The 12,758-nt window shown below is 46.8% G+C and carries 11 protein-coding genes; all 11 read left to right on the forward strand.

Going from position 1 to position 12,758, the window contains the following annotated elements; all coding sequences use genetic code 11:
• Window positions 1-323 precede the first annotated feature (323 nt).
• The 11 genes from PAEAM_RS14370 to PAEAM_RS14420 all read left to right on the forward strand — a co-directional run bounded on the left by PAEAM_RS14370 (window position 324) and on the right by PAEAM_RS14420 (window position 12,630).
• Window positions 324-1,328, forward strand: a complete 1,005-nt coding sequence (locus PAEAM_RS14370) for a Gfo/Idh/MocA family protein (RefSeq protein ID WP_100528028.1) — start codon at window positions 324-326, stop codon at window positions 1,326-1,328.
• Between the two features lie 24 nt (window positions 1,329-1,352).
• The gene (locus tag PAEAM_RS14375) at window positions 1,353-2,276 is read left to right on the forward strand and encodes a helix-turn-helix domain-containing protein (RefSeq protein WP_235193807.1); all 924 of its coding nucleotides are present in this window, start codon (window positions 1,353-1,355) and stop codon (window positions 2,274-2,276) included.
• Between the two features lie 14 nt (window positions 2,277-2,290).
• On the forward strand, window positions 2,291-3,388 hold the full coding sequence (locus PAEAM_RS14380; protein WP_100528029.1) for a Gfo/Idh/MocA family protein: 1,098 nt from the start codon (window positions 2,291-2,293) through the stop codon (window positions 3,386-3,388).
• Window positions 3,389-3,700: 312 nt separating this feature from the next.
• Window positions 3,701-4,414 (forward strand): glycosyltransferase family 2 protein, encoded by a 714-nt coding sequence (locus PAEAM_RS14385; protein WP_047842830.1) that lies wholly within the window; start codon window positions 3,701-3,703, stop codon window positions 4,412-4,414.
• A gap of 214 nt (window positions 4,415-4,628) precedes the next feature.
• Window positions 4,629-5,381, forward strand: coding sequence for a FadR/GntR family transcriptional regulator (locus tag PAEAM_RS14390; protein WP_047842831.1), 753 nt, complete (start codon window positions 4,629-4,631; stop codon window positions 5,379-5,381).
• Window positions 5,378-6,589, forward strand: coding sequence for a M20 metallopeptidase family protein (locus PAEAM_RS14395; RefSeq protein WP_100528030.1), 1,212 nt, complete (start codon window positions 5,378-5,380; stop codon window positions 6,587-6,589). The genes PAEAM_RS14390 and PAEAM_RS14395 overlap by 4 nt, the downstream gene beginning before the upstream one ends.
• The gene (locus PAEAM_RS14400) at window positions 6,586-8,151 is read left to right on the forward strand and encodes an ABC transporter substrate-binding protein (protein WP_036608267.1); all 1,566 of its coding nucleotides are present in this window, start codon (window positions 6,586-6,588) and stop codon (window positions 8,149-8,151) included. The genes PAEAM_RS14395 and PAEAM_RS14400 overlap by 4 nt, the downstream gene beginning before the upstream one ends.
• A 102-nt stretch (window positions 8,152-8,253) precedes the next feature.
• Entirely contained in the window at window positions 8,254-9,171 is a 918-nt protein-coding gene (locus PAEAM_RS14405) for an ABC transporter permease (RefSeq protein ID WP_100528031.1), read from the forward strand.
• Between the two features lie 16 nt (window positions 9,172-9,187).
• Window positions 9,188-10,117, forward strand: coding sequence for an ABC transporter permease (locus tag PAEAM_RS14410; RefSeq protein ID WP_091030896.1), 930 nt, complete (start codon window positions 9,188-9,190; stop codon window positions 10,115-10,117).
• 21 nt (window positions 10,118-10,138) lie between these two features.
• The gene (locus PAEAM_RS14415; RefSeq protein WP_100528032.1) at window positions 10,139-12,157 is read left to right on the forward strand and encodes a S9 family peptidase; all 2,019 of its coding nucleotides are present in this window, start codon (window positions 10,139-10,141) and stop codon (window positions 12,155-12,157) included.
• Window positions 12,154-12,630 (forward strand): hypothetical protein, encoded by a 477-nt coding sequence (locus PAEAM_RS14420; RefSeq protein WP_100528033.1) that lies wholly within the window; start codon window positions 12,154-12,156, stop codon window positions 12,628-12,630. The genes PAEAM_RS14415 and PAEAM_RS14420 overlap by 4 nt, the downstream gene beginning before the upstream one ends.
• The last annotated feature ends 128 nt before the right edge of the window (window positions 12,631-12,758 follow it).

A 12,758-nucleotide genomic window follows, 5' to 3' on the forward strand; every position in this document is an offset into this window, starting at 1 on the left:
AGATTACGTGTACAATTACAACTACCGACGCTTTCAAGCCAAACTCAAACAGCGCGCACCGATTGAATATCGATGCGCGCTGGCAGCATAGCTTTTTTCATCTGTCTACTTGACAGGGGTATGACCAGTGGGCAGGAGGTTTTTGTTGTGTGCTCCGTTATGTAAAATATATCAGGGATTTGGGCAAGTGTATAAATGCTTAATAACATTCATGTCGTGATTTTATACATTTATTGTCGCGAGTTTCTATTAAAAATAGATTAAGTCTGTGATAACTTATAGATAAATGTCAGAATATTATATAGCATGGAGGTAAGACAACAGTGACCATTCGAATTGGAAAAATTAGCTTGTGGCATGTTCACGCATGGGATTACATCAAGCAGGCACAGGAACATGAGGATACAGTCATCGCCGCTGTGTGGGATGACGATGCCAAGCGGGGGCAGGAAGTGGCTGAACGCTTAAACGTACCATTCTATGCTTCACTCGAAGATATGCTGGCCAAGGATGACATCGATGCCGTTATTGTAGATGCGCCAACTCGCATCCATGAAGATGTGATCACCGCTGCTGCAAAAGCAGGTAAACACATTTTCACGGAGAAAGTTATTGCCTCGACACAGGCGGAATCCAATAGAATCCTTAATGAGGTAAAGGCAAACAACGTCAAGATGACAGTATCCTTACCTCGACTGAATGCAGGGTATACGTTAACGATTCAGGATGTCCTTAACCAGGGATTACTTGGTAAAGTGACTTATGTTAGAGCGCGTTTATCACATGATGGAGCAATTTCAAACTGGTTACCTGAACACTTCTATGATCTGAAGGATTGTCAGGGCGGTGCACTCATTGATCTGGGTTGTCATCCAATGTATCTCGCCAAATTGTTTCTGGGTCAGGAAGTAACAGGGGTTAATGCGAACTTTGGATATATTACAGGCAAAGAAGTGGAAGATAATGCAGTCGCAACCTTGTTTACAGATTCTGGAGCAGTCGGCGTTGTTGAAGCCGGTTTTGTGAACAGCCATTCTCCATTTACGATTGAGGTTCATGGTACGGAAGGTACACTTCTGTATGGAACACCTGATGAAAAGTTATTGATTCGCACGAAAGCAGTACAGGGACAGTATCAAGAGTGGACTGAACTTCCTTTGGCAGACCAAAGAGAAAGCGCATTCAATCAATGGGTTGCACATATACAGAATGATACGGATGCAACTGAAAACGTGCAGATCGCTATGGAACTGACCCGTTTGATGGAAGCAGCGAATCTCTCTGCCAAAGAAGGGCGCAGAATTACTCTGAAAGAGTTGAAGGGTTAGTTTTTATTAAGGAGGTGTGCAATCTTGAGCCTGTATCCTTATGAGAAAATGCTTGAACGGCAGGATCTCTTGGAGAGACTGGATATTCTAATGGTTTGGGGACATTATGAGATTCGCGTGATGCGATTTCATCTGACTTCTTTTCCAGCGGGCCGAGTTGTGGATTTCCATAATCATGCGGAGTTTGAGTTTCATTTTATCCCGAGAGGTAAAGGTAAAGTTATTCTGGATGATCAGACACATGCACTCTCGGAAGGTATGCTGTATTTGACTGGACCGGGTGTCGTTCATTATCAGGAGGCTGATGCCAAAGAGGACATGGATGAACTATGTCTTCATGTAGATATCGTTCACAAGCCAAGGGAACATGTCGATCCCTGGGAAGCAGCAGAATCCGAGGAAACGATTGAAAAGCTGAGAACGCTTCCGCTTACTCCGGTGAATGATTATCATCGTGCAATGCATTGTTTTTTGGAAGCCTACGAGGCATGTGATCTAAAATTGTTAGGTTATTATACGTCGATCAAGCAACTGGTTATCAGCATATTACTCAAAACCGTGCGAGCATACGACACCGGGGGGAATCGACCGGAAGCCCCTGTACGGGATATGTCGGTATATCGCTATGAGTATGCACTACAGTATATGGAGGCGAATCACCCTTCGGTGGTCACGCTGGAGCATGTAGCTGAGAAACTTCATATTAGCAGCAGACAATTGCAGCGAATCTTCTACCAAGTACAGCCGGAGATGCCGTTCAGCCGTGTACTGGAGGATATTCGTCTGCGCGCCGTGTGCCGCAATCTGGAGGAAAGTAACGTATCCATTGAACAGATCGCACTTGCTTCAGGATTCAATAATGCCAACTATTTGCATGCTGTATTTCGCAAACGTCTGGGGATGACCCCGTCGGCTTTTCGTAAAATGAAACAACCAATACTTAAGTGAGGGTGAATATATATATGAGTAAAGTATATCGTATCGGAATTATTGGCTGTGGTGGAATCGCGAATGGTAAACATCTGCCGAGTCTGAGTAAACTGGATAATGTTGAACTGGTGGCTTTCTGTGATATCGTTCAGGAACGTGCGGATGAAGCCAAACAGAAATATGGCGCTACTGAAGCCAAAGTCTACACGGATTATCAGGAATTGCTCAAGGATGAGTCTTTGGATATTGTGCATGTGCTTACACCGAATATTTCTCATGCCGAGATTTCAATTGCTGCTCTGGAGGCAGGCAAACACGTGATGTGTGAAAAGCCAATGGCGAAGACATCTGCTGAAGCACAGCTCATGCTGGAAGCGGCAGAACGTACCGGCAAGAAACTGACCATCGGATACAACAACCGTTTCAGAGAAGACAGTCAGTATTTGAAGAAGGTGTGCGAAGCGGGTGACCTGGGTAATATTTATTTTGCCAAAGCACATGCAATTAGACGTAGAGCAGTACCAACATGGGGTGTTTTCCTGGATGAGGAGAAGCAAGGTGGCGGTCCATTGATTGACATTGGTACGCACGCACTTGATCTGACGCTCTGGATGATGGATAACTATCAACCAAAAGTTGTGCTGGGTACGACTTATCATGAGCTTTCGCAACGTGAAGATGCAGCCAATGCCTGGGGCCCGTGGGACCCAAAACAATTCTCCGTAGAAGACTCGGCCTTTGGCATGATTGTGATGGAGAATGGGGCAACGATCATGCTGGAATCCAGTTGGGCACTGAACTCACTGGATGTGGATGAGGCGAAATGTAGCTTAAGCGGTAGCGAAGCGGGTGCGGATATGAAGAACGGACTGCGCATCAATGGTGAGAAATTTAGCCGTTTATACACTAATGAGATTGAACTGAGTGCAGGCGGGGTAGCTTTCTACGATGGTAAGAGCGAGAGCGCACCGGATGTTGAGATGAGAAAGTGGATTGAAGCGATTGAGAACGATCAGGAGCCAGTAGTTACACCGAAACAAGCACTCGTTGTATCTCAAATCCTGGAAGCACTCTATGAATCAGCTCGCACAGGCAAGGCAGTGTACTTGAATAATGGTAGCGAAGCATAGAAAAGGCTTAAAACAATAGATTACAAAACCCTTTGTCCTGTTATTTGGGGCAGAGGGTTTTTGGTGTTTTGGATGCTAGGGCGTATCTGAAAACTCCGAAGGAAGCAGATTTTGCCGAATTTTCGTTCCAAGCCAGGAAGTTTTCCGCAGGCGTGCCGGGGCACGTCAAGGGAAAGTGACGCAGCAGGGGGCGAAAAGGCGGTAAAAGATGCACTTCAGCGAGTTTTGAGACACGCCCTAGCTATTGGTCCATACCAGACTCTATTTCGGCACATATGATGAGAGAAAAATGAGCTGAAAAGAGGGTATGTCTTGACTAAACACAAAACGGGTCATGGTGTTTCCATTGTTGTATGTACCAATCGGCCGCAATTTTTTGATAACATCCTGCAAAATTACAATCGGCAGCGTTATAAAAGCAAAGAGCTGATCATTGTCCTGAATCATGACAGTATGAATCTGGCATTATACCAAAGCCGGGTTCGGAATCTTGCCAATGTTCATGTATATCAAGTTCCGGAGAGTATTTCCCTAGGACAAAGCCTGAACGCTGGCATGACAAGGGCACGCTTTTCGTTAATTGCCAAATTTGATGATGATGACTACTATTCGCCGTATTATTTAACAGAGCAGGTGAGAGAACTTAGACGGACCAAAAGTGATATTGTGGGTAAACATTCGTGCCTGGTCTATTTGGGCGCATCCAAGACATTGTTGGTCAGATCTCCTGCTGAAAAAAATAAACCGGTTGAATTTGTTCAAGGGGGCACTATTTTATTCAAAAGAGAGATCTTGAAAAAAGTCCGCTTCACGGACCGTTCAATAGGGGAAGATGTGACCTTCCTGAGACAATGCAGGAAAAGAGGATTCAAAGCGTACGCGACCTCTCCTTACAATTATGTCTATCACCGCAGACAGAACAAAAAGAGTCATACCTGGAGAGCGGATGACAGCTTTTACCTGAGGGGAAGCAAAAAACTTGCGGTTACGGAGGATTTCAGACCCTATGCTAATAAAAAGTTATAGTCTGTAATCGTAGTGCCCATGGATGTCGTCAAATAACGAAAGCGAAGATGCATCTGCTGCGTGTAGATGCGTCTTTTTTGTGCCAAAATGCTTCAATTTGGAGGTGGTTACAAAAAAAATATGAATTTACTTGAAAAAAAGTATTGCATATAAGTTTAGTCGGAATTATATTAATGGTATAAGGTCTAGACCATATACAGATCGGAGTGTTTAGATGTCCAGTACGTTTTCATTTCGTTTTGAGAAAGTATCTACCAAAAAGGTTAGTGAATTCATTAGGGAACAACTGGAAGAAGCCATTATTTTGAAAGAATTAATGAGTGAAGAACAGCTTCCAGCCGAGCGAGATCTGGCAGAGATTTTTAACGTAAGCCGGATTACCGTTCGCGAGGCACTCTCTTCACTGGAAGAGAAAGGCTTGATTGAGAAAAGGGTGGGTGCCAAAGGCGGAACATTTGTACTGCCTCTGACAGCCAATTCGCATAAACGGACCAGAGAAGAAATTAAACGGGATTGGTCACAGATGCTGAAGGTGTTCGAATATCGAACCATCATCGAGCCGGAGGGAGCTTTTCTCGCTGCTGAGCGGATCACCGCAGGCGAACTGGAGCTGCTTGAGGGTTACATGGAGCAAAGTATAGAGCCAGACTGCACAAGGGAATGGTTCAGGGCGCTGGATGTGAAATTTCATCTGACCATCGCCAAGGCTTCGGGGAATCCATACTGTGAGAGAGCCGTCAGACAGATTCGGACGAAAATTAATCCGGCTCTCGACCTGATGCCTTATGATGACCGGATACGTACCGTCAACCACGGTGTACATATGGAGATTCTTGAAGCATTGAAAGCCCATGATAGCATCAAGTCTAAGGAGACGATGAAAAGGCATATCGAATTCTCAGCGGATGCAATCTATGCCCGTTTGGTTTCTGAATCGGACAAAAATGAAGGGAATGACAGCAAATGAATCGTTCAGAACTAATACAGCTGGCTCAGCCACTACAAGCCCAGTTAAGTGCTTGGCGCAGAGATTTACATCAGCATCCGGAAATCGGCTATGAGGAGCATCGCACATCCGCTATCGTAGCTGAGCATCTGGAAAGCCTGGGGTTGGAAGTTAAACGCAATGTCGGACAGACCGGGGTTACAGGCCTGCTTCGCGGAGAGACAGATGGACCAACCTTTGCCTTGCGCGCGGACATGGATGCCCTGCCAATCCAGGATCAAAAAGCGGTGGAATACCGCTCGCAAGTTGAAGGCAAAGCGCATCTGTGTGGACACGACGCTCATACCTCCATCCTGATGGGTGCAGCCCAGCTACTTACTGGCCTTGGAAGACCGAAATCAGGCAACATCAAATTCATTTTCCAGCCAGCGGAAGAAGGACTTGCTGGGGCAAGAGCCATGATCCAGGACGGTGTTCTGGAGAATCCAAAGGTTGATGCCATTGCTGGATTACACATGACCCCTGGACAGAACACGGGAACCTTGGGCGTAAGTCAGGGCGTTGCATTTGCATCTGCTGATCCCTTGATTATCAAGGTCTTCGGCAAGGGTGGGCACGCAGCTCGTCCGCATGAGGGCATTGATGCAATTGCGGTATCTGCTCAGGTTATCACCGCATTGCAAAATATCGTCAGTCGGATGGTCGATCCGCTTGAACCCGCTGTAGTCACCATTGGCAAAATCACCGGAGGTTATATGGGAACAGCCATCGCCCCGGAAGTGGAGATGATCGGTACGGTTCGTACACTCTCACCTGCCATTCGTGAGCGGATGCCAGCTTTGATCGAACAGGTTGTTAAAGGGGTCTGTGATTCTTTCGGAGCAGGATGCGAAGTTGTTTACGGCGATGGATACCCTGTTGTCGTGAATGATCTCGGTATGGTTGACCTGCTAACAGAGACCTGTAATCAGGTTAATGCGGAGAAGGGATGGAATTATATCAAACCCTCCACAGGGGGCGAGGATTTCGCTTTTTATTGTGAGCAGGTTCCGGGTGTGTTTTTCAGACTAGGATCTGGGAATGATGAGGAACGTACTCGTTATCCACTCCACCATCCCATGTTTGATCTTGATGAGACAGCAATGCCTTATGGTGTGGGCATGTTGTCTGCAGTAGCACTTGAATTTTTGGCAAGGAATACAACTTCTGAGGGGGAGCAATCACAATGAAAAAAAGACAATGGACAGGCTTGTGGATCACGTTACTGGCAGTCGTAATGGTACTCAGCGCTTGCGGAGGAAAATCGACAAGCACAAATGATGGTTCCGCAACAGAAGGAACGGGCAGTGGAAGCGCAAGTACAACACTGACCGTTGCTGCAGCAACAGATATTGAGAGTTTCGATCCGCACAACAACAACAACACTTCCAGTGAGGCGGTTCTGGTCAACGTTTTTGATTATCTGATCAAAAATGACAGTGAACAGAAAAAAGTTGCGGGACTTGCGACATCATGGGATCAAGTCGATGATACAACGTGGAGATTTAAGCTGCGTGAAGGTGTTACCTTCCACAATGGCGATCCATTCACTTCAGCAGATGTAAAATACACGCTGGAGCGCGTAGCCAAGGACGAGACACTGAAACAAAACAGTTATTTCAAAAATATCGTAGAAGTTAAAGTGGTGGATGACTATACCGTAGACATCATCACGGATGGTCCAGATCCGTTGCTCCTGAATCGTCTGTCCAAAATGGGAGCAGGCATTCTGCCAGCAAAATATATTGCAGATAAAGGATTCGATGCTTTCCTGAAACAACCGGTAGGCACAGGCCCTTATAAGTTCAGTAAATGGACCAAAGATGATCGTGTGGAACTGGTGAAAAACGAGAACTACTTTGACGGTGAACCAAAATGGAATGAAGTGGTATTCCGCGTTATTCCTGAAGCCTCCACACGTGTATCCGAATTGCTTGCTGGTGGTGTAGATGTGGCGTCTTCCATTCCGTCCACTGACATTGCCCGGATCGAAGGCGAAGCAGACAAAAAGATTGTCAAAGCGCCAATCCAGCGTGTACTTCAACTGATCTTCCGTCAGACAGAAGGCAGCATCACGGCTGATCCGAAAGTACGTGAAGCCATTGACCTGGCTATCGACAAACAAGGAATCGTGGACAGCATTGCCGGCGGAGCAGGTATCGTAACCCGCACATCCGTAACACCAGGCAACTTCGGTGCTGATCCTTCATTGTACAAAACGTCACTTTATGATCAAGAAAAAGCCAAACAGTTGCTGCAAGAAGCTGGCTATGCGGAAGGTGAAGCCGAGATGACCATCTCCGTTTCCGCACAGTACAAAGAACAGGCTGAAGTTGTTGCAGCGATGCTGGAACAAGCCGGATTCAAAATCAACCTGGATGTCCTGGAAGCAAGTGCGTTCAGTGAACGTTACAGCTCCAAATCATTCAAAGAAATCTTCATGATTGGTATTGGTAACTCCTTGTTCGATGCTTCGAATAACTACAATCGTTATATGTTGGAAGAAGCAAAAGGCGAGTCGGATTACAACAATCCTGAAGTAGAGAAACTGCTTCAATCGGCATTGGTGAACATGGACCCTGCGTCTCGTGAGAAAGAGTATCAGCAAGTACAACAGATCTTCTCTGAAGAACGCCCAGCCGTATATCTGTACCAAATGGAAGGTGTCTACGGAACAAATGCTAAAGTGAACTTCGCGCCACGCAGTGACGAGATGTTCTATGCTGACGAGATTACACCTGTTGCACAGTAACATCGGGTATAACAACCGGTCATTGAAAAGATAGGCCGTGAACGGCAGGGACTGGATAACCATGTTCCTGCCGTTCTTTTTTAAAAGGGAGGTGAACAAGGAATGGGCAAATACGTACTTAAGTCATTACTGCAGATCATTCCGGTGCTGTTCATTGTTTCATTAATTGTATTCATTTTGGTTCGAGTCACTGGTGATCCGGTTGCGCTAATGTTGCCTGAAACGGCTACCGCTGAAGATCGTGCTGTCTTGACGCAGGCACTTGGTTTGGATCAGCCTTTATATACGCAATACGTGAAGTTTCTGGGCAGTGCGATACAGGGAGACTTTGGTCAGTCTTTTCGCTACAATCAGCCTGCGTTAGAGCTTGTGCTGGAGAGATTGCCAGCCAGCTTTGAACTGGCTGTAGCCGCCATGATTTTTGCTGTACTTATGGCTGTGCCACTTGGCGTCATTTCAGCTGTCAAACGCAATACGTTTACCGATCTCATTATTTCAGGAATATCCGTCATTGGTAAGGCGATGCCAAACTTCTGGATGGGGATTATGCTTATCCTCTTGTTCTCCGTCATGCTGGGCGTATTGCCGGTATCTGGTCGCGGAGGATTGTCACATCTGATCTTGCCGGCATTTACACTTGGCGTTGGACTGGCTGCGCAGATGACCCGACTGATTCGCTCCAGCATGCTGGAGATTCTCAACCAGGACTATATTCGAACAGCTCGCAGCAAGGGGCTTGGCCGGATGGTTGTCATTGTAAAACATGCATTTCGGAACGGATTGATTCCGGTCGTGACAATTATGAGTTTGCAGTTTACAAGTCTGATCGGGGGCACTTTGATTACGGAAACGGTATTCTCCTGGCCTGGACTGGGTCAGTTGCTGGTCGTTGCAGTCAACACACATGATATGGCGATTGTACAGGCAGCGGTGTTTGTCATTGCCTTTATCGTTGTAGTAATCAACATCTTGACGGATGTAGCTTACAGGCTACTCGATCCGCGCATCAAATACGACTAGAAGGAGGTGCAATCATATGACAGGCAGCAATGAAATGCCAATTCCGGGTACAGAACAGGAACAAGACAATGGGCGTGCACCAACGGGATTTCGTTATATCTGGCAACAACTGATCATCAGCAAGACCGGAATGTTTGGTGCTGTGCTTGTATTGTTGGTTGTGTTAATTGCCATAGGTGCACCTCTATTGACGAGTCATGATCCGGCGGCGGTTAATCCGCTCAACCGACTTAAACCACCAGCGTGGCTTGAGGGCGGAACGGCCGAATACTGGCTGGGTACCGATAATCTCGGCAGAGACATGTGGAGTCGAATTGTATATGGTGCCCGAGTTTCCTTAATCGTGGGGATGGGTGCCGTGATTGTGTCAGGAATTATTGGCGCGATTCTGGGGCTGGTATCCGGATTCTACGGGAAATGGCTGGATGCTGTCATCATGCGTGTAGGTGATGCATTCATGGCGATTCCAACCATTCTGTTCATGCTTGTTGTGATGGCAATTGTTGGCCCGGGTATTACAACGTTGATCTTTGTCATCGGGGTGACGAACTGGGTTCCATTCACCCGTGTGGTAAGAAGTGAGGTTCTTAGTATCAAAGAGCGTGATTTTGTTCATGCGGCCAGATCGATTGGCGCGAAGAATGGAAGATTGATTCTGAAACACATTCTGCCGAATATCCTTTCATCCTTTATCGTCATCTGCGGTATGAATGTCGGCACAACGATTATTATGGAAGCTTCACTCAGTTTCCTGGGTCTAGGTATCAAACCACCTGATGTATCCTGGGGAGGGATGCTCAGTGATGGCAGACAATACGTTGCTACAAGCTGGTGGGTCGCTACATTCCCGGGACTAGCGATCACATTTACCGTACTCGGTGTTATTTTCCTTGGAGATTGGCTGCGTGATGTGCTTGATCCACGTACGGAGACAACCCATAAATAAACGGAGAAGGGAGCCATCATTATGAATCAAAGACCAATTATGCCGGAGGATCTGCGTCATTATCGTTGGATAAGTCAGCCGGTGATCAGTCCTAACGGACAAGTGGCTTATGTGGAACAGACCATAGATCAGGATAAAAACGAATATAACACGCAAATTCGAGGGATTTCGCTCGATGGTGATGAAGATATTGCACTTTCGGATGGAACAAAGGATTCCTCACCTGCTTGGTCGCCGGATGGCACACAGCTCACATTCATTCGCTCAGTGGATGGTGGCAAAGGACTATGGACGCTCCATTCAGATCAAAAAGAGCCTGTCATGCTGATATCTCCCGCACGTAAAATTTCAAGTTATATCTGGTCACCGAACGGGCAGTACATTGCGTTTACCAGCAAAGTACAACCGGAGGACCAACAGAAGAAAGCAGACGTCCAACAGGAGTCTGTACCTGAGCTGCGAGGTAAAGTCTTCGAGCGTACAACGCCGAAGGCGGAAGGGGCTGGCTGGTGGGATGGTCAATACAGCCAGTTGTTTGTATATGAGATCAAAAGCGGGGAGATCACGCAGGTGACTTCCGGGCTATGGAATATCAGTGCTCCAGCATGGTCGCCAGATAGCAAGCAGCTTTCTTTCATTTCGAAACAAGTAGAGGACGAGGAACTTGATGCGGATCTGCTTTACTTTACCGATGTATACAGCATTCGATTGGGAGAAAGTGATCTGTTCAAAGTGACGGATTCCAGTCTGGCGATAAGCCAATTCTCCTATTCGTCCGACGGGCAGCGGCTGATCCTGATCGCCAGTGATCGTGAGTATGGAAGCGGGAGCCACAACAGCTTATACGCTGTTCCCGTTCATCGAGGTATACCCAGGCCAATCGCACCTCAATTAGATATGCAGATTGGTAACGCGGCGCTTGGAGATATGAAGTCGGCAGGTGCGTCACCTTCTCCTATCTCGGATGCCCATCATCCAGAACGTGGTGTATATGTACTCGGAACACATAACGGGAATGTGGACGTGTATCGCATTCAAGAAGATGGGAATTATCAAGCTGTGACGGGCGCTGGTGAAAAGGATGTGTATCAGTATACCTTAACGCCAGATGGTACCTCGCTGATTATCGCTGCGTTAACGGATGAACGCCCTGGAGAGTTATATCGCGTGGATATCGACAGTGGTGAAATGTTCAGACTCACCCGGCGTAATGATGAATTCATGGCTGAATTGGCTGTAAATGTGCCAGCCCGTGTAGAGTTTAAGTCCTCCGATGGATGGCCGCTTCAAGGTTGGTTAGCCACACCGGCAATACGTGACACCAATGGGAAACTGCCACTGATTTTGCAGATTCATGGTGGACCTCACGCAATGTATACGGGAACATATAGTCATGAGATGCAGACACTCGTTGCGCAAGGTTATGCTGTGCTGTGGATCAATCCACGCGGAAGTATGGGATACGGTCAGGAGTTTGCCAGAGCTTGCCGTGGTGACTTTGCCGGAGGGGATTACCGGGATCTGATGGAAGCTGTTGATTATGCCCTGGCTACATATGATTTCCTTGATGCATCACGTCTGGGTGTAGCGGGTGGCAGTTATGGCGGAGTGATGACCAACTGGATTGTAGCGCATACCCACCGTTTCAAGGCGGCTGTAACCCAGCGATGCATCTCCAACTGGTTGTCCATGTATGGAACGAGTGATATCGGAATTTCCTATGTTGAGGGAGTCATCGGTGGTAATCCGGCGGAAAACGCTGAATTCCTGTGGTCCCGTTCACCTCTTGCCCATGCACATCACATTGAGACGCCACTTCTAATCATGCACGGAGAGCAGGACTATCGGACACCGATTGCGCAAGCGGAGGAATTATATACTACGCTAAAACGATACGGCAAAAAGACCAAACTGATTCGTTATCCGGGCTCCAACCACAGTTTGCTGAAAAGCGGTAAACCTTCATTACGTATCGATAGCTTCGAACAGGTGAATGCCTGGTTCAATCAGTACCTCGGGAATGAGGAGGGCGAGCAATGAGTCGAACTCAGCTGTCCATTCCTGTAGGGCTTCTTGTAGAGAATGTTCTGACAAGTGGGGAATCAAAAGAAGTGATTATTGAATGTTTACAACGTCGAGACTATTCCCGTTTGTTGCCTCTGGTTAAGGAATCCGCGATGGATTTTGATGAAAGACTACAGACAGCAGCTGATATCGGAGACGATTGGGAAAAGGCGATACGTCAAGGTTATGAGTTCAAGTTTTTGCATATTAACGGGTTGAAACGATTGCTCGATTTCCGGTTTGACCGTAAGGTGGATCGGGATTACGTTCAAGATGAGTTGTCTCTGAAGCATATTCAACTGACCGTAGAAGAGATTGAACTGCTACAATCGTTAATTGGCAGGCAGTGGATCGTGCAAGCAGAAGAAACAGAGGCAGCAGAAGAAGGCAGAACAGAGGACGAGTCATCTTCCCATTTTCCTGTCTGTATTCAATTGAAATTCCCATAGTATGACTAGAAGAAACCGCGATGATCGCGGTTTTTTTTGCTATGTACAGGTAGAAATGAAGACGGCTGAATTCAAAAGTTGAAATCGGACTCTGAATAATTTATATTTATATTAAATGATATTATTAC

Source organism: Paenibacillus sp. GM1FR (assembly GCF_002803315.1).
In the GTDB taxonomy this organism is placed as follows: Bacteria; Bacillota; Bacilli; order Paenibacillales; family Paenibacillaceae; genus Paenibacillus; species Paenibacillus amylolyticus.